The following is a 26,516-nucleotide window of genomic DNA, read 5'->3' as shown; positions in this document are numbered from 1 at the left end:
CCATAGGCGCACACCAAGGACGCGGTGACCGTCACCGCACTACGCTCACACAAGCTCATAGAGCATGGATTCGAGGCGAAGCATCTGAGCTTCAACGGATTTTGCAATTCGAGGATCGTCGATGCGCAGCCCCAACTCGATATTGCGTGCTTCCGCACTATAGGAGAAGTTCGCGCTCGTCACGAGCAATTGATGGTGATCAACACACAAAAACTTCGCGTGATTACGATACCGCACCTCTTTCCCGTTATCGTCTATGCAAACCTTGGTACGAAACACTTTAGCTTGCGGAAACGCGCGCGCGATATCCTCAGCCGACGAACCGTCACTATCACTCTCCCGTCGATTAACACTCCCATCTATATAAATCGTAATCACTAAATTCAGTTTCTTTGACATTTGTTCAAGCGCTTCCCATAAAACGCTTGAACGTTGAAAGTTATATGTCGAACACATAATGGAAGTTTTTGCATCTAACAAGAGTTTGCCGCGTAAGGCATTGAGTTCTCCCTCCCGTGCCAACCCTTGCGGAGCAGTCCATACCGGAGTCACTTCACAATGATCAGCACGGGCACCTTCGATGACGCGCAGCAGCGCAACATTCTCCAGCGTCGTGGAGGCAATGCCTGAATTCTCGCTGCTGCACTCCTCAATAGCAGTAAGCAACTCGGCAATCTCCATGCGGCGAGAGGACTTGTCAATAGCACTTTGTAATGCTGCCGACAATGGGTAACCCTTTTTTAGCAAATTGGCAAGATCACGCGCTTCCGTACCGGTAAGATACTGACCGAGTTGTATGCACGCCTTTTGCATATTCATCATCCCATATCCTTATCAACGAGGAAGAAGGCACAATCCTTGTACGATCCATGCTCATACTCACCAGGCAATGGCACAATGAATCTGCGGTCAAGGAAACGATTTGCCCGCTCGCACGAGGTCTCCGACAGCATGCAGCAGCAATGACAGGAAGCCCCGTGAAGGAAGTCCTCCGGATCCTGAGGAACACGTTGAGCGCAAATCGGATCGGACGAGCAACGACGCATTTCCCATAGCGCCTCCTCCATGATTTGCTCGAACGTTTCAGGCTCGCCCAACGCCACCAAACCTCCTAACGTGCCGTCGGAATCCGAAGCCGTCGTGGAGATGAGGATGCCGGCCGCAGCCGGACGTTCATCTTTCGCATCCCACGCGTACAAACGTTCCGTCAAGCTTGCCATACCATAGCCCGACGAAAGCGCCATGCGTTTGATGAGCGCATGCGAAAGCGTGTGCAGCAGCCAATACCGCGGACGAGGAAGACGCGTATCCGGATCGACGTCCCTGGCCGTCTCCGAGAAGCGGTTATAGAAATTACGTCGATGTGCTTTAACATACGCATTCCATAGCGGAGTGCCGAGAATACGCTCTTGCCACTCGGCAATCCTGCCTTCATCAAACTGAATGAAGACGCCCTCTCCAAAGTCCTCGGTAGCAGGAACCCAGTTGACGGTGGATTCACGATTGAGATGGACAAAGCGCGAGCCGGGATCATTCGCACGGTCGAAGTCATCGACACGGGTAAAGCCAATGAGCGCATTGACCTTCCTGAGCCGATCCACAGCCAGCAAACGTTGCACCCCCATATCTCGTAGCGTCCGCGTGACCTGCTGATTGCGTATGGTAAGACCACTTTGATCATCAGATACTCGACCATCTTTGAAATCGTTGTGATTGAGGTACTCCCATTCCGGGACGAGCAAATCGACCGGTTCCCACGCTGCCTTCGCTTTGCGCAACTCCTCTTCCGTGGGCTCGCGGAGCTTCTGCACTTCGACGACGAGCGAGCGAAGCTCCGACTCCGACTCCGCTACGCCGCGCAATACCCGCGCGATATTCTTGTCGGCATTCTTGTCGCCCTGCTCCACAAAAGAACTCACCATCAAAGAGAGTGCACTAAACATGTGCACATCAGTTGCAGCCTTCGTGAGCATCTCCGCCGAGCCATGACATACAGACAATAACGCGTTATAGTGCTCTCTCATCATCGACTTCTTGTCCAGCTGAGGCATATCGATGATGCTTTGCACAACAGGGAACCACAAATTGGACGCACCGATGAGCATAAGCCGCGGCATTCTGTCGCATCCGTTGGGCGCGAACGCGTTGAGATGGGGCATACGGCCTCGGCACCTCGGCAACTTGGCCCGATTCTCCGAACCTTGCGCTTCCCTCATAGAACGGCGCGCACCGCAGCTCACGCAGTCGATGCGAGCACCTACCTCACTCCTGCTGCTTTCTCGCATGCGAAGCTGAGGATGCTCGGCCTCAGGGCACGGCTCACCCTTATGCACCCACCAGTCATACGGGAATTCGTCCATATGACCATTTTCACATACGAGTAAATAACGAGCCGACACGCAAACTTGATTTTTGAGCTTCTTGCGACCAGACCGCCCTCGGCAATTTTTATGCACGAATTCAGCACGATCCGGCCGGTATGGATTGGTGTTGGTATATCCGTCAGCAAAGGTCGAGACCGGCGCAAGCAAATCACAGCCCGTGCAACGCAGCCATTGCGGGAATATGCGTGCAGGTACACCCAGATCATCGCCTTGACGAGCTTTGCCATCCGGATTGGGTTGCCACGGGAATGGACGCAACTCGGTAACGTGGGGTCCCAGCATGAGCTGCACGTTTTCCAACAAACGCTGTGCTTCGACCGTCGGGACGCCATTGCGACGCGCCCAGATGCGCTGCCAATCATCAAGACCCATGGGCATGACGGTGAAATGCGGCATATCCATGATGGCACCGGGACCATAGGTATACAGCAGCGTTGTGCCACGAGCACCGCCGACCTTAGCATAGTTTTTCCCTATGCCCCGCAGTCGTTCCTCATCGTCAAGTGGGTTGACGGCATTCGTCGAATCATAGATCCATGCTTCAGGCGCCTTCACCTCACCGGCATTTTCCTGCTCACTCATGGTTCGACTCCTTCTTATCCTTATCTTTCTTGTCGTGTGCGGGTGCTGTCTGGTATTGCCATTGCAGATCATCGCCGGAATCGTCAAACTTCAGACGATTGGGATCAGGGGATACGAGGATGTTGATTTCCGGCTGTACTTCGCGCATCGAATTGGCGACGACGAAGCGCTGGCCCGTCGTCCCGTCATCCGATTCAGCGAGTTGTTCGGCGGAACGGATGAGGCGGTCATACTTGTCGTCGTCTTCGGGGACGCGATCATACGCAAGTACCACTTTTTTCTTGGCATCTTCCTGCGCCAAGAGCTTCCACCTGTCGACGCTGTCACGAAGATACCTTTCGGCCTCTTGCGACGCCTCCTCACCGCCGGCATCACAAATGCGTTTACTCAGTCGTTCAACAACGTTCTCAAGGCACTTAGCCCCCTCCTTCTCGAGCACACACCTCGCGTTCATCTCCGGATTGAGGCCGTCTTGGCTGGTGGCGTCCATAACGCGTGCGGCGCTCACCAGCAATCCGTCAAGTCCACGATCCAACGAAGTGGCCGAGAACGGCGTGACCGAGAGAGGCTCCACGCGAGCGTAGAAGGACTCATGGTAGGCCTTGAATTGCTCGTAGTGCGCAAGATCTCGTGGCCGCGCCCAGTTGCCTACGGTGACTACAAGTCCAGGATGTGACGCATCTCGCCCCACGCGCGACGACGCCTGAATGTATTCGGCCGTGTTCTTCGGCTGCCCCACGACCATCATGAGGCCCAAACGAGGCACATCAACACCGACTTGCAGCATGGACGTCGCAAGCACGGCGTCGAAGGGGTGCATATCCTTGGACGTTCGCCGTTTCCTCGATGGTTCCTTGACATCAAGTTCCTTGTTCGGCGCGCCGGCAAGATTCGCGTCATATTCCACATCGAAGGATGCGGACATCTCATTGAGCGTACGCACGATGTCTCCCGACGAGATGCGCGAGGTCAGCTCACCAACGCGCAGATTGCCTGCGTCGATGCCAGAACGATGAGGTAGATGACTGCCGATGCGCCCCTGTCTGGTGTGCAGGCTGATATCATCTTGCATGAATCGAGCCATGCCAGCCAATTCACGTACTGTCGAGAAGTAAGCGACAAGCGTCATGTACGGATCCGCCGCATTACCGCCACCCGGGCTGTCCATGAGGAGTTGGGCACCCTTCAGCAAGGTCTCCGCGGTATGAATTTCCGCTGCGCTCAACCGCACGCCGGTCGTAGAGAGTCCAATGTAGCGTCGCCCTGGCGTAGCGCGCCCGCATGGCTTCTCATGGGAGAAGAACGTATCGGACGCGTCAAGCACCTGCGGAGGGAACATCGTGGTGCTACGCGCATACAGTTTGTGCACCTGATCCGGCGCATTGCGCACCGTCGCCGACGACGCAATAATCAGCGGGCGAATCTCACGATCCTCGCCATCCTTCCATGTGCACATCACATCGATGGCAGCTTCGAAGAGGCCAACTGATGTCCCCAACGCGCCGGTGATGAGATGCAATTCATCTTGGATGATGAGATCCGGCGGCCGCAGCCGCGTCGCCGGATGAATCCGGGCGACCGGATAATCCTTAGTCGCTTTGTGGCATGAACCGTCTTGGAGATCACAGTTCCGGAAATCAGATTTACCAAGCCTATTCAGCTTGGAAACATACCCGTGACGGTCACACTTACGCCCAACATAGCCGAAGAGGCTTGACGCCATTCCCTCGCGCGCAAGACGAGCGAACTTATCGACTGTCGCGATCACGAACGCGGGTACGAGTCGATAGATCTCCTCATCGGTCATGAGGACAGGAATGCCCTCTTTCACAGCGCCACCCTCTGCAAAGGGACACGTTCCTCGTGTATCCGAGCAGCGGATATAGACGCGTCCCAGCGTCCGGTCCGCTTTCACGTCGGCGCCCGTCAACGCGTTGCCGCACCACGGGCATGTCATGATCTGCAGCACGGAAGGATTCACATTCGCGCGTTCATACGATTTGCGTATCTCTTCAGCAGCCTCTTCGACGCGTTTTGGCGTCACGCTCGTACCGACCCACAAGCCAATGCGGAAAGGCTCTTCGCCCCATGTTTTGGGATCTTTGCAACGTTCAAGTTCGGCTGCACACACGAGCGTAGAAGCACGTTGGAACTGTTGCGAGGTCAGCAATCGCAGCGTGTAGCGCATAAGAACGGTCACGCCTTCGGATCCATCGAGTTTATCGGCACCTTCACCGATCACGCCTTGACGGCGGCGAATGACAAATGAGTATGCGGCAAGGCCGAGATATGCTTCGGTCTTACCGCCGCCAGTCGGGAAGAAGAGCAGCTGCGCTTGCGCCGCTACACCTTCACCTGAGCGTTGTGCGATATGCGGCTCGGTAAGCGCATGAATCTGCATGAGAATGAAGGCAAGCTGGAACATGCGCCAATGATGCGGATATGAACATGCGAGCACCCGCGCGCGCGCCTCGTCAACGGAGAGCGTCTCATCATTGGCGCGAAGTGCGCTGATCTGCGTATGCACACGCTGTTCGGCCATAACCGCATTCATGAAACGGAAACAATGCTGCGCTTCGGCATCTCCGCACAGGAATTCGATGCCGTCGCGCAATTGTTCAGACACAAGACGCGCTGTGCCCACCACATCGCGAGCCGTGGCCCGCAAATGCGCCGGCAACGCATCGATGGATTCTTCCTGCTTTTGGAGCCATGCGGTATATTCCTCTTCGATTGAAGACAAGACGGCGTGCAATTGCTCACCATCCATCGTGGCCAGTTTAGTCATATCCAGTTCGACGCCGTCGACCATGCGCGCTTCAGTCTGAGGAATATCAGCGGTAGGCATCCATGTTGTCCGCACATTCGTCGCACGACGTGGATGCTCTGATGAAACCGTCCAATCAACGGAGCACGTGCGCCCTACGGCGAATTCAAGTCGATCGCGATACTGCAACCGCAGACAGCGCTGCTCATAATCCGGCTCGTCTTCGAATGAGGCATCCTCATTCCAATCATGGACAGGCAGGAACATCGCCCGACCATCGGCGTCCACGTTCAACTGAGTTTGGAACATCCACTTTGACGTAGGCACCGGCTTTTCGGACTCCATGTCATTGCATAGCGCGATCTCAATGAGGCAACGCTTGTGCTCGGGGTCATCATACCGGTCAATGCGCAACACCACATGGTCACGTACAGGGAATGGGGCGGTGACGCCATCACGCAAGTCTTTCAGCGGGATCTTCACCGACGCTTCCAGCGGCACTCGTCGATAGCGCGTGGTGGTTTTCTTTCCTCCCCCATCTTCTACCTCAACTTTTTCATCCTCATACCGCGCCCACGAGCAATGCACCGTAAACGCATCCAGATTATCCGGAACTTGGAAGCGCAGACCCATCGAAGACGGAATCATCAGACCCCGCCGTGGCGATGCGTCGTCATCTTCGCCATCCGATCCCGCGGTCTGCGTGTTATCGCCATCTTCGGAATCCTGATTGCCGGCGTCTTGTTCATCAAGCTCCACGCGCGCAGGGGCGATACGGCCAAGGATGTATTTGTTCTGCGGACGCGTTTCGAGCAATTCCGTATCCCCTTGGGCGGGGCCAAGCAATTCGCGTTCGAGGATGTCTTGCAGATTTTCCCGACACATATATGACGAACCATCCAATGGTTCAGTCAGGTCGAACGGGGGTGTGTGTTGAACCATAATGGTGCTCCCTACTCACGTTCGGCGTTGGCACGCCGATGATTTTCTTCCAACAAACGATCGAGGATTTCAACGCGCGCCTGCGGACATACGGTCCACCGCGTCACGTCGCGGTATTCATAGAATCCGTGCCGCAAATCGACATCAGACCAGCCATAGGCTGCCATGACCGTTTCATCAAGTTCCCGATGAATGGCACGCATGCGCGCGATATCGGCATCGTCATCATCTGCAACGTCCGGACTGTTGACAAGGTTGTACAAGGCGGTCAATCCGAGCTGCCGTCGTAGCATGATCTCGCGTCGTTCCTCATCGAGAATCTTGCCAATACGGCATAACGCCTCAGTGGATCGCGGGCGCGGGAATGTTTCAAAAACATTGGAAGGCACGTATCGCAAATCGTCACGCATAGAGGAACCATGTGCGATAGCCCAGTACTGGTGCAACGACGAAGATAGTACTGCCTGATCAGCATAGGAATCAGTCGCGAACACACCAAGCGCATTACTAAAAATCTGACCAGTAATAACACGCATTGGCATCACTGTCTTACTAACAAGCGTAATTACAAGAACATGCTCCAAAGACGCAATAGCGTTTCGCAACGCAGGTCTAGACCTCAAGAAAAGCCACCATGATGCGTCTTTCACCGCCTTGTCTTTCTTTTCTTTCCGTTCATACTTAACTGATTCGAGAATATACTTGTACGGCAACACGTACGTCTTGGCCCGCTCCTCAGGCCAGTCATTGAAATCAATGACCCAGCGCGATGCACTGCAGTCGGGTCGAGAGTTAAGATCCTTGCCGTTTAAGTACGGATGCAGCACCTCCCGGTTGCGCGAGTCCGCCGCAATCCATTCATCCGCCTGTTCTTTTGAGATGACGAATCCCTGACCCAGCACAATGCAGCCTTGGAAGCTGATATTGGCGTTCTCTTCCAAAGGCTTCGGCCGTCCTTCGACACGCCCCTGCGACTCCAGCAGCGACGAGATCCGTGCGACGTTCATGCCATCGCAGTTGCGTTGGACGGCATCTGGGATCACACCTTTGACGCCCCAAATGGTCGCGTACTCCAAGTTGGCGCTTTTCACAGGCCACGACTGAGAACGGATGGAGCGGTAGATGGTGAAGCGTTCAGCCATCATGCGGTCAAGTCCGACTTCTCGTGTGGCACCTTGCGCGATCGTATTCGTAGCCAACAACCCTAAGGTGCCACCGGGACGCATGATGGTAAATGCGCGGAGGAAGAAGTAAGCGCATAAGTCGGCGCTCCCGCGGTTACCGCCGCCGATCGTGCTGACGATCCATTCGCGCACATTCGTCCCCATGGCCCCCGTCAGCTTCTGGCCACCAAGGAATGGAGGGTTGCCGACAATGGCATCGAAGCCGCCGTTCTCCATGACTTCAGGGATTTCCAATGGCCAATGCACGCATTCCCATCGTTCGTAATCAGTGGGAACGGTTGGCGTCAGACCGCGATCAACGAGATCGTCGAGCATTGAGGTATCCCCTTCGCCTACAACGGGATACGCCCTCCCAACGGCAATCGTCAGGTCTTCATAGCAGCTGTCCCAATCCTTGCCGGGTTTGCCACCTGCGAGCAATCCAGCGGCGATGACGCCATCTGCGATTGTACGTGAATGTGCCAGCGCTTTGTCGATATCGCGCATTTGCCGCTGCTTCGCTTTTGCCGAGCGCTGTGGATCGCCATTGTTGATTTCTTCGGCAAGCTGTCGACGCAACCGACGTACGGTGCGCATCGTTTCATTCGTATCTTCGGCGATTGCATATTGGCCTGCCGCATTCATCTCCAACAGCAGCGGCGGCGTTTCATCGGCATCGATACGCCTGCGTTCCACCTGCGCCAAATTGGTCACGCCAAGCAATGTGTTGCCATGCAGGATCTTGTTATCCACAAAGCTGAACGGCTTCGACTTATCGAGAGAAATGAGCCAGAGTGACAGTTTGCACATCTCGACGGCCATGTCATTGATATCCACGCCATATAGGCATGAAGACACGACCTTGCGCGTTGCACTCAGCAGAATCCGTTCGGGCTCCAGGGCGGGCAACGTGCCTTCTTGCCGCCATGCTTCCACAAGCTCACGCGCAAGGTATCGGGCGGCGGCAACAAGGAACGCGCCAGAGCCACAGGCGATATCAGCGACATGCAAATTGAGCAACGTATCCGAATCGACGTGCCTCCACTTGCTTCGATCGCTTGTCTGCAATGGCCCGGGGTTGTAGACAAGCGGTTCCAGCGCTTGCTCCACGACCTCCTCCGCCAACGCGCGTGGCGTGTAATGCGCACCCGCATCCTTGCGTGAGGACGTCTCTTCCACATACATCATGCCATCCAACAAGATGAACGGTTTGCCGCGCATATCGCGCCGAGTCAAAGCAATCCAAGGACGCAGACGGTCACGCAGCGCTGCGTCATCGGCCACCGTCAACAGTGCGCGTTCGTCTTCCTCCGTTGACGTAGCGGTCAGCTGCGCGCTGAGTTTCTTCCCGGAAACAGCTCGCGCGCCGGGTTCATGCTTTTTCACCCATGCCTGTATCGCTTTGGCACGCTTCGTGCCATCTGGATCCTCACCGCATGCGCGCGCGATATGTTCAAGATCCTCTAGAGGGATCTCTGGCTCACATCCGGCTTTGCCGTCCAAGCCCACCATGATTGTGTCGGCTCTTTTACACGTATATCCCAGAAGTCCTTCGTAAATATAGCCAATCTGTTCCACGTCCATGTCTCGGAAGGACACGCGGCGTGCTTCACCATGCACATGAGCAATTTGAATGGATCGCAAAACATGAAGCATGACCCGGTCAGTCACTGTGATGACAAGTTCGCCCTGCTCATCCATATCCGTGAGGAACGAATAACGCTCCGGGTCAAATACTGAACCGCCATACGCGGGAAGGCGCATGTCTTCAAAATTGGCGCCGTTGTACAGCGCACGGGATGTTGCGAGCAGGCGATGCCACGACAGGCTTGTTCCGTCCATGCCCTCCTCGCCTTCGCTGAGCGCACGTGTCTCAAGTTCATCGAATACGCCCGCCATTCCATACGATGCGTCAAAGAGGCCACCCTGTGGCAGAAGGCCGCGTTCCTGAGCGAACAGCAAGAAGATGATACGCATCATGACGGTGACGGCCGCCTGATATACCTCATCGCCGTCAGGCAGAACATCGGCATGATTCCTCGCAGCGGATTCGCCGAACGCAGCTACGATAAGCTCGACCGACTGCCGCACCTGCGCGCCAAGAGTCTCCGTAATTTCTTCCGCTGCCGTCACCGATCCAGCGAACAAAGCAGGTAGCCGATCCGCGGGGGCACTAGTGATCAGTTGCCGCACACCGAGAAGGTTGATGAACGCATCACGCACGTTCGGCGTATCAATCCACATTTGCGCATCGAACTGTCCCCATGCAGCTGGACCGTCCTTCGGCGCGCTCACGATTGCCCACCAGCGTCCGTCGGTAACGATGCCAATCGAACAATCAGACATCCGCTGACGCAGCATCATCTCCATGCGATCCAACGGATTCGCATTCCACCCATCATCCGGCATATCCGTCAAATCGGACGCTACGGGATCGGTAATGAGCACAAGCGCACCCGTGGCATCGCCCATCCGCAGACGCCCGTTGGGAGCAGCGCTCACCAATCCATTAGGCGAGCTAACAAGATATGCTTCGGCATTCGTCGCGTCAAGCTCCTGATAGTCATCCCGCCAATCCAACAAGGTCTCCAACACAAAACGGACCCAGACGTCACGCTGTTCACGGTATTTCGTCAACGCATCGGCGAGCGCCTGCGCATCGTCAAGCCGTAGGGATACACGCTTCCAACGATCCCATTCCTGCTCGAAGCGCTCTTTACGCGTATGCAGTTGCCTGAGTCGTTCCGCCCCCGCCTTTTGGACACGCAGCGACGGCATGCCTTGCGGCCATACGCGGAGCAGTTCGGGAACGGCGAGGAACGGTCCCGCCGTGTCAACGAGGGCAAGCCAATTACGATGCGCCTGCGCCCCGGTTTTGGTCGGCACATGTTGTCCTGTCCTCATTGCTTCCTCCATTGTTGTGCATCGTGCTCATTCACGGCAAAGACAAGCGCCGCAATCGACACGTACGGGCGAATATCGCGGTAGCGTAAATCGACCAGTTCGATCTCTTTTCGCTCCTCTTCGTCCAACGCGCCGAGGCGCTCCGTCATGTTCGCTATGTCATGCAAACGCTGTCGCTGCGCCTCGTCAGTCCACAGCGTCAACTGCTCTTGTTCACGGGCTTCCTCTTCCTTCAATCGCTGAAGAGAAGTCTGCAGGTTGGCGCGGAACTGCGAGAAGATGCCGTGTACGCGCTGCTTATCGTCTTCCTCCCGCTTGTGCAGACTGGTTTCCACCGCCTGTTGCCGTATCTCAGCACGTCGCATGACAGCATCTTCGAGACGCTGCTTCATCCATCCATGGTGCTCATCCCATGCTGTTTCCAAGTGCTTGAGAATGGCTCTATCGGCCAATCGCAACGGACGCTCAGCATCCAGCGTGTCGTCCAGCAGTTCCAGCGCTTTTTCTTCAGCCATGTTCTGCGCGCCGAAACGTATGCCGGTCACGAACATCTCCTCATGGACGCGTAAACCTGAACGACCAACGAGCACAAGACGCGCCACGGCAGCCGCACATGTGTACTCCAGTCCTGACACAACGACCGCGGTGACGCGATGCAGTTTGGACTCCTGTCCGTAAAGGTTGCTGCGTAAGGTACGTGCGGCCTTATCCATGAGCGTGCTGCCGAGATGCATGTAGGCTACATCCGGATTGGCTTTGGCAATGGACTCATCGAAGGTGATGGGACGAATGTGTGATGGGTCAAGCAGCGGACGTAACGCATCGGAGATCGGTCGCCATCCAGGATTGAGCGAAGGAAGCTCGTAGACGCCTGCCTGTTCAGTCGGAATGAGAGGCGGCTGGTTCGTGAGCTCAAGGGCTTCATCCACTACGCGCCGCTCTGCACGCTCACTCAAGTGCATGCCCGCACGACTGACGTCATAGTCACGTTCCAACGCGGTAAGGCTCCGGTTGAGCTCCATGCCTTTCGCGAGCACACGATTGATCTCTTGTGCGACTTTGTCATCATCGGCACGGGATGCCTGTGCAGCAACTGCATCAGATGCGCAGAATCGCTGGTAAATCTGCGCATCAATGAGTGGATTGACCATTTTCAGGTCCTGCTGCTCGATAGCGATTTTCTGCGCGATGCGCTTCATGAAGTCACTATCTCCACCCAAACTAGATGTATTGTCGGTAGTGAAATAGAAGATCTCCGGTGTATGCCGTTGTCCATACCGATCAATGCGCCCTACGCGTTGTTCGAGTCGCGATGGATTGAACGGTATGTCAAAGTTCACGAGACGATGGCAATATGCCTGCAAATCAATGCCTTCGCCAGCTGCATCGGTAGCCAGCAATACGCGCAACGGCTGTTCGGTAGGATCGGCATTGAACTGGGCGCGAATCTGCTCGCGATCCTGCGAGCTGGTACTACCACTGATCGTGGCGAGCCGCTCCTTCGTGTACCCCCGTGATTCAAGAATGCCACGCATCCATTCGAGCGTGTCGGCATATTCGGTGAAGATGACGACACGTTCGTTATTCCATTGGTGCTTACCGTCTGGTCGGCATATGGAGTCCAGCCATTCAATGAGCTTTTCCAAACGTGCGTTGGGCTTTCCTCCGTACGTATTCGTCCAATCGCTCAATGCGGCAATTTCTTGTGGCGTAGCAGCGGCAAGCGGATTGTCATTGCTGCTGTGCGTCAATGCTACGAACTCCGGCTGGGTTTCGGCGCCTTCCTCCTCATCGGACTGTCCGGAACCCATGACTTCGGCGTAGTATCCATCATCCTCTTGGTACGCATCCTCACCAAGATCCGCATCCGCGTACCGTGATAGCGTGCAACCAAACGCCCACGGGCTAGAAAGCAAACGCTTACGAAGAATCAGTGCTGTTATGCCTAATGCGCTATTACGGGCTACGCCCCCCCCCCGCTCACGTTGCGTACGCTTGAAAATCGTGTCGAGCAGCGAGTAATGCTTTACCTCATCTTCTGATGGCGTAAAGGTCAGGCTTTCAATATGCCGTTCCTTGAAGTTGAGGCTCGTGATGCTTGTTTTGAGACGGCGTACAGCCACTTCCGACAATGCTTTTTCATCAATGGACGCTCCACGCGCAAAACGTCTGGCATCGATCATTTCGAGAAGCGCCGTAAACGATTCCGTATAGCCATTGTGCGGAGTGGCCGACAAGAATAGACGATGCTCGCAATGCTCAGCGAGCCGGCGAACACTACGCGTGCGGTTCGAATCCACAGCATAGCCGCGTATACGACCCGTTGCAGGTGCTGCGGGTGCCACATGATGCGCTTCATCCACCACGAGGATGTCAAATGCATAGCGGTTCGCCACGGAGCTCGAATCCGCCTGTGCGTACACTTCATTGAGCATGCGCTGTGCGGTGATCGAGGAGATCCACGCCATAGACATGATGACGCGGGGATACAAACGCAAGGGGTTGGATCCCAAACCATAACGACGCCGTGCGTCAGCAAGGGTTTCGGCGTTGACGATGGTGAAGTCAAGACCGAACTTCTCGAGCATTTCATCATGCCACTTGATGCACAATGACGGCGGACACACAATGATGACGGTACGAGCGCGATGACGCAGCAAGAGCTCTTCGATAACCATGCCGGCTTCAATCGTTTTACCGAGGCCTACATCATCTGCAAGAAGCAGATTGGCGCGCGGCGCAGCAAGAGCACGCCGCAATGGTTCAAGCTGGTACGGCTCAAAATTGGCGCCCGTGCGGAACGGGGCCTGGAATCGTTTTGCGTCGGCGTTTGTCACCGCTCCCCATCGCATGGCATCAACGAACGCACCCAGCCGATTCGGATCATCGAACGAATCGACGTCAATGAGATTGGGCAATCCCTGATCCGGAAGCACCGTCTGTCCGACCTCTAGCTCCCACACGACAGACAGTTCGTCGCCCATATGGTCCTCTTCAATGGACTGCAACGACACCACATGTTGCGTTCCTTGAATGTACTCATCCGCCGGGCTTCGCAATATGCGCTGCGCTGTGACATCGGTAACGGCCCACGTAGCACCACGTACTTCGACAACACTGCCGACGTCAGGTAATGTCGGCATCTCCCCAACCGTATTTTTCATACCCGGAGTTCCCCTCGGAAAATGTGCAGTACATCGGTAATGAGCATAGCAATACCAGCGCGTGCTTGCAACTCATCGCTCATAGGATCCAGCATATCGGATGCCGCTGGAGATTATGCATGAGCGCACGCCTGATGCGTTCGGAGCCCCTATCGACCTTTGTCTCATCCACATATTCCTTGCGGATTAGATCCACTGGCTGTCAGAGCGAGCCGCTGAGGCGCCAACGAAAATCGATGAACTTGTGATACCGGTCCGGCGAGCACGGAGGCTTGTAAATGAAATCAACGTCGGGCGCGTCGGGCATCCCCTCACAAGCAGCCGAGCAGAACGGATACAGTTCGTCGACGCCGAGTTCGCGCGCAAGGGAACGGCGATATCGGCGTTTTCAAGATGTGTGAGATTGCGCCTACGGCTCCTCACCCCGCGCCCGCCCGCACAGGCGCATATTGCATTCTCGCCGCCCGGCGAAACAGGTTTCCGCCGGCGACTACGATGTTGCGCGACAGATATCGCATACGTCACGATCAACGAGAAAAGAGCAGTGCATGAGCGAAGTGATCACCGAGCAGGACAAGGAATACGAGGCGCGCGAACAGGCGGCGGCACCCGGCGACGACCAGCCGATGGGCGACCGCGTCAACAACCGGTCGCTGCGTCCGCGTTCCGACGCCTTCGTCGAGTTCATGAGCAGCGGCTGGGACGACAACGAGCCGACGATCGAACGACTTGAGTCCGCCGCGTACATCCCGGCGCGACTGCAGGCGCTGAGCGAGGCCTTCCCCGGCGAACGGCTCGTCATCCCCGCCGGCCAGCCGAAGGTGCGCAACAACGATTGCGACTACGCGTTCCGTCCGGATTCTGCGTTCTCCTACTACACCGGCCTCGGCCAGGACTACGAGGCGGGCGCCGTCCTCGTGCTCGACCCGGACGCCGACGGCACGCACACGCCGATGCTGTTCGTGGCCCCCCGCGCCGACCACTACACGCAGGACTTCTTCAAGGACCCGCACTACGGCGAGTACTGGGTCGGGCCTCGCGCGGGACTCAAGGAGCTCGAGGCGATGACCGGCATCGAGACGCATGACATCGCCCAGCTGGCCGACATGCTCGGCAAGGACGTCGGCGCCGAGGCCGGCGCCGTGCGGCTGCGCGTGATCCGCGAGACCGACCCGCAGGTCACGGCGGCGGTGAACGAGCTGCGCGAGGGGCACGGGTTCCCCGACGAGGCCGACAACACGGTGCGCGACGACAAGCTGCACGAGTTCGCCTCCGAGGCGCGCATGGCGAAGGACGACTTCGAGGTGCGCGAGATCCGCTGCGCCGTCGACGCGACGAAGCACGGCTTCGACAACATCCTCAGAAAGCTGCCGGATGCGCTCGGCAAGCCGCGCTCCGAGCGCATCCTCGAAGGCGCGTTCAACTCGGTCTCGCGCGAGGAGGGCAACGAGGTCGGCTATGACACGATCATCGCCTCCGGCGCCCATGCGCCGATCCTGCACTGGATCCGCAACACCGGCACCGTCAACGCCGGCGAGCTGCTGCTCATCGACGCCGGCGTGGAGGTCGACTCCCTGTACACGGCCGACATCACGCGCACGTTCCCGACGAACGGCAGGTTCACCGACTTCCAGAAGAAGCTGTACCAGGCCGTGCTCGACTCTCAGCAGGCCGGGTTCGAAGCCGCGAAGCCGGGCGCGACCTACTCGGACATCCACCACGCCTGCATGCGCGTCATCGCCGAGCGCCTGCACGACTGGGGCATCCTGCCGGTGGACGTCGAGGAGAGCCTGTCCCCCGAAGGCCAGCAGCATCGCCGTTGGCTCGCCTGCGGCGTCGCGCACCACCTCGGCCTCGACGTGCACGACTGCGCGCAGGCCCGCTACGAGTCGTATCAGGGCGCGAAGATCACGCCGGGCATGGTGTTCACGATCGAGCCGGGACTCTACTTCCGCGAGGACGACCTGATGATCCCGCCGGAATACCGCGGCATCGGCATCCGCATCGAGGACGACGTGCTGATGACCGAGGACGGCCCCGAATGGATCTCCGCCGGCATCCCCAAGCAGATCGACGACGTCGAGGCCTGGATGGCGCAGATGGCCGCCGACGGCGCGAAGGACGCACGATGACGACGCCGGCGTTCATCCTCGAACTGCGCGAGCATATCGGCCATGCGCCGCTGTGGCTGACGGGCGTCTCCGCCTACATCGTCGACGACAACGGGCTGCTGCTGCTCGAACAGCGTTCGGACACCGGCAAGTGGGCGCTCGTCTCCGGCATCATCGAACCCGGCGAGCAGCCCGCGGACACGGTCGCGCGCGAAGCGAAGGAGGAGACCGGCGTCGACGTCATCGTCACCGACCTCGTCGCCGTCGAAGCCGACGACCATGTCACCGCCTACGCCAACGGCGACCGCACGCAGTACCTCGACCATCTGTTCGTCGCCGAGGTCGCCCCCGGCGGCTGCAGCGAGCCGCATGTCGCCGACGACGAGTCGCTGTCGGTCGGCTGGTTCGACCCCGACGAGCTGCCCGAGCCGATGACGGCGAGCTCGCGCGAGCGCATCGCGGCCGCGCGCGACTTCCTGCGTCGCCGCGAGGACGGCGACGCCCGTGCGCAGTTCACGTTCCGAGGCACGACGATCCGCCGCTGACCCATGTCGGCGTTTTCGGCGGCGGCCGCCATCACCCGGCCGCCGCCGAACGGGTGGATCGGCGATGCGCATGACGTATTCCCGATTCATCCGTTCGCGCACAACATCGCGCCCCGGCTCGACACGGCGCGCGCGCCGACCCAGTTTTCGCAAAAATGAGCTGAGAGCAAGCACGGCGCATCCCCACCCGAACCGTCCTAAGATGAACGGCAGCAATGCGGTCGAGGGCTGGGACATGCCCCCTCCGCCACCATCGACGCCCCGACGGGCGCCCGGATCATACGAGGTGATACCCATGAAGATTACGATTCTCGGAGCGAACGGACGCATCGCGCGCATCGCCGAGCAGATGCTGCTCGAGCATGACGACATCGAGCTGACGCTGTTCATCCACCGCGACAACGAACTCGGCGCCGCAGTGCTCGACAACGACCATGTGACCGTCGTCACCGGCGACGCGAAGTCCGAAGCCGACGTGCTGCCGGCGATCGAAGGCGCCGACGCCGTCTACGCGAATCTGGCCGGCGGCCGCGACAGCAGCGAGGACATCATCCCGATGGCGAAAGCGACCGTGTCCGCGATGGACAAGGCCGGCGTCAAGCGCCTGATCTGGATCTCGTCGCTCGGCATCCACGGCGAGGTGCCCGGCGAGTTCGGCGCATGGAACGCGCGCATCCTCGGCGACTACCTGACCAACTACCGCAAGGCCGCCGACGTCATCGAGGCGAGCGACCTCGAGTACACGATCATCCGTCCGGCATGGCTGACCGACAAGGACGAGGTCGACTTCGAGACCACCGAGAAGGGCGAGCTGTTCCGGGGCACCGAGGTGTCGCGCAAGTCCGTCGCGAGCGAAGTCGTCACGCTGCTGCTCAACCCGGGCGAGGAGCTCCGCGCGTCGATCGGCCTCGACAAGCCGGGCACCGAAGGCGACCGTCCGTCGTGGATGCTGTCGAATTCGACCGAGCACCTGTCCGAGTGACATAGGCGGCCCGTCCGCCGATCCCCTCCGACCGTGACGGCCGGCGCCCCGTCTGCACGCATACAGCAGACGCGGCGCCGGCCGTCGTCGTATCCCTCCCCCCCCCCCCCCGCCCCGGCGTGTCGACTTGTCATCATGGATTAACGCCGTTAACATTTAACGCAGTTAATCAAACAACATCCGCGACTACGGAAGCCGCGGATGCGGCGGCGGACACAGGGAGGTGCGATGGCGGCCGAGCAACCCAACCAGTCGGAGTACAACCGCGCGCGCGTCATGCGCTTCCTGTACAACAACGGCGTCTCCTCGCGCGCGCAGATCGCGAAGGCGCTCGACCTGACGCCGGCCGCGATCACGAAGATCACGGCGAAGCTCATCGACGAGGGCCTCATCGTCGAGACCGGCGAGATCGAAGGCGCGCGCAACCGCCGCTCGATCGGACTCCTGCTCGATCCGGAGCGCTTCCACGTCATCGGCGTCAAGTTCGCACGCAGCCTCATCCAGGTCGGCCTGTTCGACCTGGCCGGCAACGCGCGGCGGATCTGGGTGGACATGACGGCCGACCATCCGTCGATCGCGGATATGATCGCGTCGCTCAAAGCGCTCATCGGCCGGATCATGGCGCGCTTCAGCACCGTCGTCGCGATCGGCATGGCCGTTCCCGGCCCCTATCTGCGCGACTGCGGCCACACGGCCGTCGTCTCGTCGATGAGGCAGTGGCGCGACGTCAACTTCCCCGCCGAGTTCGCTGACGCCTTCGACGTGCCGGTGTTCATCGAGCAGGACGCGCGCGCCGGCGCGCTCGCGCAGCAGCTGTTCGGCACCGACGACGCGCGCGACGACCTCGCGTACTATCTGATCGGCGAAGGCGTCGGCCTCGGCGTCGTCGAACGTGGCCATACGATCGACGGCGCGCGCGGCACCGCCACCGAGATCGGCCATGTGAGCATCGACGTCAACGGCAGACGCTGCGACTGCGGCAACTACGGCTGCCTCGAACGCTACTGCTCGGCCGTCGCGATCCACGAGGCGCTCGACGCGACGCTCGACGAGGACGGAGGCGTCGTCGCCGGCTCCGACCGGATGACGCACATCGAGGCCTGCGAGGCGCTGTTCTCGCTCGCCTCGGCGGGCGACGCGCGCGCCCTCGAACTCGTGCGCCGCGTCGGCACATACGTCGGCTACGGCCTCGTCACGATCATCAACGCCTTCAACCCGCGGCGCATCATCATCGGCGACATCGTCTCGCACGCCGGCGCGCCGCTGCTCGAAGCGGCGATGCATGTCGTCGGCGAGCGCGTGCTGCCCGAGCTGACGGAGACGACGGCGGTCACGCTCTCCGACCTGCCGACCGACGCGGCCGTCACAGGCGCGGCGGCCGTCGCGATCAGCGCGTTCCTGGAACAGCCGTCACGCTTCGCCGACCTTGCGCGGCGGCGACGCGGCGACTGATCCATCCGGATGATCCCCCACGGACGCCGGACCCGTCCGGCGGATCCCGCAACGACCAACCACAACCAATCACAACCAACAGAAGAAAGAAGGGTCATCATGGCCAAGCCAATCGTCGTCTCCCTCGGTGAGCTCCTGTGGGACATGCTCCCCACCGGCAAGCGCGCGGGCGGCGCGCCGGTCAACTTCGCCTACCATGCGATGATGAACGGCGCCGAGGCGTACTCGATCAGCGCGGTCGGCGAGGACGACCTCGGCGACGAGCTCGCGATCGCAGCCGAGAAGTCCGGCATCCACGCCGTCCTGCAGCGCAACGCATGGCCGACCGGCACCGTCGAGGTCGCGCTCAAGAACGGCATCCCCGAGTACACGATCGTCGAGAACGTCGCCTGGGACCACATCTCCTACACCCGTCAGCTCATCGACATCGTCGAGCAGGCCGACGCCGTGTGCTTCGGCACGCTCGCGCTGCGCTCCCCCGAATCGCATGACACGATCATCGAGCTGCTCAAGCATACGAAGGAGGGCGCGCTCAGGTTCTTCGACATCAACCTGCGCGGCGACATGTATTCGAAGAAGCTCATCGAGGAGATGCTCGGATACGCGAACGTGTTCAAGATCAACGACGAGGAGCTGCTGCTGCTGCGCGGCATGTTCGGCATCGAAGACACCTCCGACGAGGAGGCCTGCAAGTGGTTCATCGAGCAGTACGACCTGCGCTACCTGATCCTCACCGGCGGCGCGACGTTCTCGACGATCATGTCGAACGACGGCGAGATCTCGACGCTGAGCACGCCCCGCGTGACCGTCGTCGACACGGTCGGCGCAGGCGACTCGTTCTCCGGCACCTTCACCGGCCGCATCCTCTCGGGCGACTCCCTCGGCCTGGCGCACCGCGCCGCCGTCAACACGGCCGCGTTCGTGTGCACGCAGGAGGGCGCATGGCCCACCTATCCGCAGACGATGCCCGACTACCTCAAGGACATCCTCGGACAGTGAGCCGCCGCGTCCCGCGCAACGATGGCGCCCCGTGGCAACCCGCCGCGGGGCGCCATCGCCGTTCCGGCGTCCGCGCTACAGTGCAGGCATGCGCGTTGTATTGCAGAAAGTGAGTCGGGCGTCCGTGACCGTGGCCGACGAGACGACCGGCGGGACCGACCCGGCCTTCCCCGAGCAGCGGATCGGCGTCGGCTACATGCTGCTCGTCGGCGTGAGCGACGCCGACGGCGAGCGGCAGATCGCATGGCTCGCACGCAAGATCGCGAACCTGCGCGTCTTCGAGGACGGCGACGGCAGGATGAACCGCTCGATCCACGAGGTCGGCGGCGCGATCCTGTCGATCTCGCAGTTCACGCTCTACGGCGACGTGCGCAAGGGCAACCGTCCGAGCTTCGTCGCCGCCGGCGCGCCCGCGCACGCCGAGGAGGTCTGGCTCGGGCTCAACGACGCGCTGCGCGCGCAGGGACTCGACGTGAAGGCCGGCCGCTTCGGCGCGCATATGGACGTCTCGCTGACGAACGACGGACCCGTCACGATCCTCTTCGACACCGAGGAGCTCGGCATCTGACGCAATTCGGGCGGCGACCGTCGCCGGCCGCCGCCCGAATCCCCGTACTTCTTCCCGCGGTCGCCCGCGGGAACGCGGATGCACACCACTATACACCGCCCCCGGCGCAGGGCGCCGTCGCGCCCGGCCATGCGACGCCGCGAGCGACGTCACATCAGGATGCTCATCATGTGCTGCAGCATGCCGGTGCTCAGCATCAGAAACGACATGAACATCGACAGCGCGCTGATGATGATCCCGGCGATCGCGAATCCGCGTCCGCGCCTGCCGGTGCGCCGCACGTTCACAAGTCCGACGACCGAGAAGATGAGGCCGAACAGCGGGATGATCAGCGACATCACGAATCCGGCGATGCACATGCCGTCATAGCCGTTGCCTTCCGGCGTCCCGGTGCGCCGCTCGTAGCTCTGGTAGCGTTGGCGGTTCGTGCCGTAGGGGTTCGGCTGGCCGTAGTAGCCACCGGACTGTTGCCCGTAGGGGGCTCCGTACGGCGCACCCGGCTGCTGTCCGTAGGGGTCGGTGCCGCCCGGGTATTGCACGCCCGGATACGGCGCCTGCGGATACGATCCCGGCTGCCCGGGCTGTCCCGCCTGCGCCGCCGCATCCGCCGCCGGCACCTCCGGTTTGCCGAAGGGATAGCGTTCGTCGTCGCTCATCCCGGGATCGGCGTAGGCGCCGTATTCCGGCTGCGTCTGCGCCATGCCGGCGCCGGCGGCCGTGTTGTCCTGTCCGTTCGCCGCATCGCCGTACGGGACCTGGGCGTCGCCGCCCGCAGCGTCCATCGGCGTGGGTCCGTTCTCGTTTGCCATGCCTTCCATCCTAGAGGACCGACGAGAATCCCGCGCGTCGATCGCGAATCGCGCGCATGACCCGCACAATCCGTTTTCCCGCGCCACGCGTCGCCACGGCCCGGGTCCTTCACGCCCCGCCCATCGCGTTGGGCCGCCCTCACCATCCCATCGACCGCAACGCCGCGACGGCGTGCGCGATCGGGATGCGTTCCTGCTCGATGCGCGGCACCCCCTGCTCCCCCGGCTCGCACAGCGTGCGGTACAACGCGTATTCGTCGTCGTTGAGCCGCATCGTTGTGCGCGCGATCGGCTCACGCGCGCCGATCATGCGGCTGCGCGCGTCGAGCCTTGCGCCGAAGCGCATGAAGCGCGCATAGGTCCCCTGATCCATCAGCATGCTCGCGCAGTCGATGCCGGAGGTGCGCACGGCCGAAAGGATCTCGAAGCCCGCCGCGTCGAGGTCGCCCCAGTACACGACGTCGCAACCGGCGAGGAACGGCAGCAGCCGTGCGGCGCGCACGGCCGCGAAACCGGAACCGAACACGCACACCGCGTCGGCGAACGCCGGCATCGCCTGATAGGTGTCCTTGTTCTCGACGATGACCGCGCGGCGCACCGGCCGTTCCGGCGCATGCTGCGGCGTCACGGCGACGCGGTCGGGCTCGCCGGCGGCCGCCGGATCGAGGTAGCGGTACCGCAGTTCCTCGGGACGTTCGCGCAGCGGCAGCGCGTCGACGCCGAGCACCATGCAGATCGCCGAACGCCGCCGCGAGCGCGCACCGCCGAGCCATTTCGCCGAAAACCCCTCAAGCGGCACCTCGCGCGCCGTCATCGACGCGATCCCGTCGCGATGCGCGCCGAACCATGCGGCCGCCGTCGCGAACAGCGCGAAATCGACGTCCGTCTCGTCACGAAGCCGCTGCACCGCCTGCATCGCGACTTCCGGCGCCACGCCGCAGGCCTCCTCGACCTGCGCCATGCGCGTGAGCGCCCGTTCACGCTCACGGCGCAGACGATCGCCGGCGATCGTGAGTGCGGTCCGCTCGTCCGGCACGGTGACGTGATCGACGAGCATGACGCGCGCGCCGAGCCTGCGCGCCGTGCACGTCACGTCGCAGCCGTGGCGCGCAGCGAAGTCCTTGAGCGCGTTGTTCGCATCGTGCACGGCGTTGACGTCGGCGATGAGCGTCGATTCCCTCGGCCAACGCACCGCCTTCGTGCGCGGCCACGGATCGTCGACGGCGAACATCTCGCACTCGACGGTCCGCGCGACCCAGGCGCGCAGGTCGTCGGGCGTCGCCGTGCCCTGTGGACGCGCGTCGTGCGCGCCGCTCATGACGCGTCGTCCCCGTCGTGCGCGGAGTCGTCGGCGCCGTCCGGCGACCGTCCGTCGCCGTCGACGAGCGCGATCTCGAGCACCGTGCGCCCGCTGTCCGGGTCCTTCCTCGCGATGACCGTCTTCGACGCCGATCCCATGATCTCGTTCGTCTTCGATTCGGGCGCCGAGACGATGACCTGGAAGCCCAGTCCCGGCAATACGCTCAGCGCGCGGCGCGTGTACTGCCCGTCGGCCTTGATGAGCGCCTCGTCGAGGAAGACGGTCGCATAGGACGGCCGCGTCGCGTTGTCGTTGGCGAGCAGGTACATCAGCGCCGCGCCGTAGGCGAAGGACGTGAGCTCCTGCAGATAGCCGCCGGATCCTCCGCCGGTCGAGTTGATGTGTTCGGTCAGACCGTCCGCATGCGCGACCGAGCCGTAGAAGCGCGAACGTCTGCGCGGATCGAGGTTCGCGTTGCCGTGCCCGTTGCCGGCGAAGTCGTCGAAGCTTTCCTTGAGCTGCGCGATGAACGGCGCGCACCGGGCGAACAGCGTCCGGCAGCGCTCGACGTCGCGGCTGCCGCTTTCACGGAACGCGCTCATCTGCTCGACCTGCCTGCCCAGCGCGGCGAGGAACGCCGGATCGGGCCTGTCCACCTGCACGACGATCGACAGGCGGCCGCGCCGCGCGCCGAAGGGATAGCGTTCGAGCAGCCGGTTGATCTTGTCGATCTGCTCGCGGATGCGCTGCGTGTCGACCTTGAGCATCTGCTGCAGCTCGGCGAGGTCCTGGTAGATGTTGCCGAGCGAACGGAAGTACTCGCCGTGCACCGCCTCGTCGCCGATCATGTTCGGCCTGAGCTCCTCGAGGTCGTGCATGAAGTACCGCGCGTTCTCGACGTCGGCGCTGATGCGTGCGTCGGCCGCCGCGTACTGGTCGAGGTAGGCGCGCATGCTCGCCTCGCACGAGCGGCGTCTGGCGTCACGCTGCGCGGCGAGTTCGCCGATCCTGGCGCGCACGCCGTCGGTGACCGACGTCTTGAGCTCCATGAATCGACGCGCCGACGTCGCGTTCGCGCGCGCGTGGCCGCCGTGCGAGCCGTTCGCCTGATCGTCGAGGGCGAGCAGGCGGCGGACGCGTTCGCCGGCCTCCTTCGTGCCGTCGCCGAAATAGGCGAGGTAGCAGCGTTCGAGCAGCGCCGCGCACGCCTCATCGACGACCGGGACGCCGTCCCGGACCTGCTGTTCGCGGTCGGCGATCCACTTGCGTGATGCGGCGAGCGCCGCCTGTGCGCGCCGCTGGTCGTCCTCGGCGCCGTATGCGGCGGCGCGCGCCTTCGCGAGTTCCTTGCGGGCGGCTTCGAGCGCGGCGCTGATCTGCGCGATCTGCGGATCGCGTTTCAGTTCGTCGATCCTCGTCAGCAGCGCCTCGATCCGCAGCTGCACGCCGTTCGCGTCGACGTCGCGCCAGCTGTAATCGTGCAGCCGTTCGGCGAGCGCGTGGGCGTCCTCGAGCCCGCGCGCCTCGGCGTCGATCTTCTTGACCATGGCTTGCGCATGCGCGAGCGCATCGCCGGCCTGTCCGATCTCGCGGCGCAGTTCGGCGAGGTAGCGCTCGGTGACGAAGCCGATGACGGCCGCCACGCCCTTCGTTCCATGGCTGCCGCGCCGGCCGTCCTTGATCTGGCCGTCGCGCTGCACCTGGCGGCCGTCCTCGTCGAGGTCGTCGATCGCCTCGACGCAGCGCGCGTCGGTGCGCGGGTCGGCGACGCGGCGCCGCACCCATGCGGCGAACGGCGACTCGTCGTTGAACGCGAGCCTGCCGGAGAGCCATCCTTCGCGCGGCGCGGCGTCCGCGTCGTCGTCGACGTCGACGAACTGCCAGTTGCGTCGCGGTATCGCCTCGTGCGGGATCGTCGAGACCTTCGCCGCGAAGCCGTCCTCATGGCGGCGGTCGACGAGCAGGATCGGCGCGATCGACGCGTAGACGACGTTCATCGCGGCGCGCCAGTCCTCGGCGTCGCCGGCGACGTCCATCAGCTCGGCCACATACGGCAGTTCGGCGGCCTGCAATCCGGTGGCGCGCGCGATCATCGCACGCGTCTCGTCCATCTCCTTGGTAATGCGCGTGCGCGAACGCTCCTTGCGCGCGTAGTCCCTGTTGAGCTCGTCGAGCCGCTCCTGCGCCTGCTTGTGCGCGGCGAAGGCCTCGTACTGTCGACGTTTGAGCGTCTCGCGCCGCGCGTCGTATCCGCGCTCGCGCGCCGCGTAGTCATCGGCGAGCCGCCGCCATTCCTCGCCTGTCCGCGGCAGCTCCTCGCCGGCCTTCGTGAAGTACGGCGCGAGCCTCTCGGCGCGTTCGACGACATGCCCCATGTCCTGTTTCGCCTGCGCGAGGTCACGTTCGAGCCCTTCGATCTCGTCGCCGCCGGAACCGCTGAGCTGACGGGTGAGCGAGGCGACCTCGTTCTCGAGACGCCCGACGCGCGCATGCGCCTCGTCGGCGGCTTCGGCGCCGCGTTCGGCGAGGGTCTCGTGTTCCGGCAGCACGCCGACGACGTCCTGCGTCAGACGCATGTCGAGCCATTGCGCACGCAGTTCGGCGGAGCCGTCACGTTCCGGATCGATTGCGCGCAGGGCGCGCACGCCGCGGTCGGCGGACTCGTACTGGTCGTATTCGTCGATGATCGCCTCGAGCTGGCGCACGCGCATGCGGTTGCGCTCCATGCTCGAGAAGTTCTGCGCGTACCGCTCGTAGTCCTCGACGGCGTCCCGGCCGGACCTGATCGCGCGAGGCTCGTCGAGCACGCCCCTGCGGAAGATGTCGTCGAGCTGCGACGGCGCGTCCGACGCCTGCATGCGGTGCAACAGCCTGCACGCGGCCTCGGTCAGCCCGAAGCGTTTCCAGACGTCCTCGTGGAACTGCTTGGCCGAGTTGTAGACGACGACGCCCGGATAGAGCTGTTTGAGCATCGGGATCGTGAACTTCTCGTCGCGCCGCTCGTCCAGCAGGACGGGGTCGATCGGGCGCTCGGACACGGCGTACAGCTTCGTCATCGACTCGGACGCGCCGTCCGCCGGCAGCCACATGAGCTTCGCGATCCACAGCGAGCCGCTGTTCGCCGTGTCCTCGTATTCGTCGACGATCGCGCCCCAGACGGCGTAGGGGTCGCCGTTCGCGTCGTGGCCGCGCAGGTACAGCGGCTCGTCGTGGCCGTTGTTGTTGCGGATGCCGCGCAGGCCGAGCAGGTACGAGTAGTCGGAACGGTCGGAGCGGCCGGCGTTCGACGCCTTGTTGAACGCCGCGTTCGCCGGGTACAGCAGCGAGACCTGGGCGTCGACGAGCGTCGACTTGCCCGATTCGCTCTGTCCGGTCAGCAATGTCACCGTGCCGTCCTCGGCCGTCGACGGCCGGAAGATGTGGCGGCCGTCGTACGAACCCCAGTTGACGAGCTGGCGTTCCTTGAGCATCCAATGCTTCGGCAGCAGCTCGATCGGCGCATACAGGTCATCGGTCGTCCCGCTCAAAACAGCACCTCCTCCGCCGTTTCGCTCCCGTCGTCCGCATCGTCCGCGTCGCCGTCGTCCGCAGTGGCTTCCGCAGCCGTTTCAGCGTCGGCTGCAGCATCATCGGCTGCGGTCGCGTCGGTTGCAGTGCCGCCGGTCGCAACGGTCGCAACGGTCGCGTCGTCGTCCTCGTCGCGCTCGTCGAGTGCGGCGTCGGAGGCGCCGATGATGCCGAGGATGTCACCGAAGTTGCCGTCGGCGTCCACGTAGTCCGCGTGCGCCGACGCCCGCGGCGCGCGCGTTGCGGCCATGTCGGCGTCCATGTCCGGCGTCGCGGC

General features: G+C 61.6%; 15 protein-coding genes. 7 read left to right on the top strand and 8 right to left on the bottom strand.

Annotation, left to right across the window (positions count from 1 at the left end; genetic code table 11):
- Positions 1-45: 45 nt before the first annotated feature.
- From drmC to drmD, 5 genes are read right to left on the bottom strand one after another with little or no spacing between them, the layout of a single operon-like run.
- Entirely contained in the window at positions 46-822 is a 777-nt protein-coding gene (gene drmC / locus B1400_RS05220) for a DISARM system phospholipase D-like protein DrmC (RefSeq protein WP_095613377.1), read from the bottom strand.
- A complete protein-coding gene (gene drmB, locus B1400_RS05215) occupies positions 819-2,966 on the bottom strand; it encodes a DUF1998 domain-containing protein (protein WP_201260197.1) in 2,148 nt (715 codons plus the stop codon). Before drmB ends, drmC begins: the two co-directional genes overlap by 4 nt.
- On the bottom strand, positions 2,959-6,675 hold the full coding sequence (gene drmA, locus B1400_RS05210) for a DISARM system helicase DrmA (protein ID WP_095613376.1): 3,717 nt from the start codon (positions 6,673-6,675) through the stop codon (positions 2,959-2,961). Before drmA ends, drmB begins: the two co-directional genes overlap by 8 nt.
- An 11-nt stretch (positions 6,676-6,686) precedes the next feature.
- Entirely contained in the window at positions 6,687-10,754 is a 4,068-nt protein-coding gene (locus B1400_RS05205; RefSeq protein WP_201260196.1) for an Eco57I restriction-modification methylase domain-containing protein, read from the bottom strand.
- Positions 10,739-13,906, bottom strand: a complete 3,168-nt coding sequence (drmD, locus tag B1400_RS05200; RefSeq protein ID WP_095613374.1) for a DISARM system SNF2-like helicase DrmD — start codon at positions 13,904-13,906, stop codon at positions 10,739-10,741. Before drmD ends, B1400_RS05205 begins: the two co-directional genes overlap by 16 nt.
- Positions 13,907-14,454: 548 nt before the next feature.
- Here drmD and B1400_RS05195 point away from each other — a divergent pair.
- The 7 genes from B1400_RS05195 (at position 14,455) to dtd (ending at position 20,563) form a co-directional block, all read left to right on the top strand.
- On the top strand, positions 14,455-16,038 hold the full coding sequence (locus tag B1400_RS05195) for an aminopeptidase P family protein (protein WP_095613373.1): 1,584 nt from the start codon (positions 14,455-14,457) through the stop codon (positions 16,036-16,038).
- Positions 16,035-16,562 (top strand): NUDIX hydrolase, encoded by a 528-nt coding sequence (locus B1400_RS05190; protein ID WP_095613372.1) that lies wholly within the window; start codon positions 16,035-16,037, stop codon positions 16,560-16,562. Before B1400_RS05195 ends, B1400_RS05190 begins: the two co-directional genes overlap by 4 nt.
- 3 nt (positions 16,563-16,565) lie before the next feature.
- Positions 16,566-16,721 (top strand): hypothetical protein, encoded by a 156-nt coding sequence (locus B1400_RS09680; RefSeq protein ID WP_157909644.1) that lies wholly within the window; start codon positions 16,566-16,568, stop codon positions 16,719-16,721.
- 136 nt (positions 16,722-16,857) lie between these two features.
- Positions 16,858-17,544 (top strand): NAD(P)H-binding protein, encoded by a 687-nt coding sequence (locus B1400_RS05185; protein ID WP_095613371.1) that lies wholly within the window; start codon positions 16,858-16,860, stop codon positions 17,542-17,544.
- 228 nt (positions 17,545-17,772) lie between these two features.
- Positions 17,773-18,996, top strand: coding sequence for an ROK family transcriptional regulator (locus tag B1400_RS05180; protein WP_095613370.1), 1,224 nt, complete (start codon positions 17,773-17,775; stop codon positions 18,994-18,996).
- 99 nt (positions 18,997-19,095) lie between these two features.
- A complete protein-coding gene (locus B1400_RS05175; RefSeq protein ID WP_095613369.1) occupies positions 19,096-19,995 on the top strand; it encodes a carbohydrate kinase family protein in 900 nt (299 codons plus the stop codon).
- 88 nt (positions 19,996-20,083) lie between these two features.
- Entirely contained in the window at positions 20,084-20,563 is a 480-nt protein-coding gene (dtd, locus tag B1400_RS05170; protein ID WP_095613368.1) for a D-aminoacyl-tRNA deacylase, read from the top strand.
- Positions 20,564-20,712: 149 nt separating this feature from the next.
- Here the strand turns inward: dtd and B1400_RS05165 are convergent, their stop codons facing one another.
- The 3 genes from B1400_RS05165 to B1400_RS05155 all read right to left on the bottom strand — a co-directional run bounded on the left by B1400_RS05165 (position 20,713) and on the right by B1400_RS05155 (position 26,199).
- A complete protein-coding gene (locus B1400_RS05165; protein ID WP_095613367.1) occupies positions 20,713-21,372 on the bottom strand; it encodes a DUF4190 domain-containing protein in 660 nt (219 codons plus the stop codon).
- 139 nt (positions 21,373-21,511) lie between these two features.
- Entirely contained in the window at positions 21,512-22,690 is a 1,179-nt protein-coding gene (locus B1400_RS05160) for a DUF3322 and DUF2220 domain-containing protein (protein WP_095613366.1), read from the bottom strand.
- Positions 22,687-26,199, bottom strand: coding sequence for an ATP-binding protein (locus tag B1400_RS05155; protein ID WP_235607335.1), 3,513 nt, complete (start codon positions 26,197-26,199; stop codon positions 22,687-22,689). The genes B1400_RS05160 and B1400_RS05155 overlap by 4 nt, the downstream gene beginning before the upstream one ends.
- Positions 26,200-26,516: the final 317 nt, after the last annotated feature.

The sequence above is a fragment of the Bifidobacterium italicum genome (assembly GCF_002286915.1).
In the GTDB taxonomy this organism is placed as follows: Bacteria; Actinomycetota; Actinomycetes; order Actinomycetales; family Bifidobacteriaceae; genus Bifidobacterium; species Bifidobacterium italicum.
Note: the sequence above shows the minus strand (reverse complement) of the source record. Positions and strands in the feature narration are given on the sequence as shown.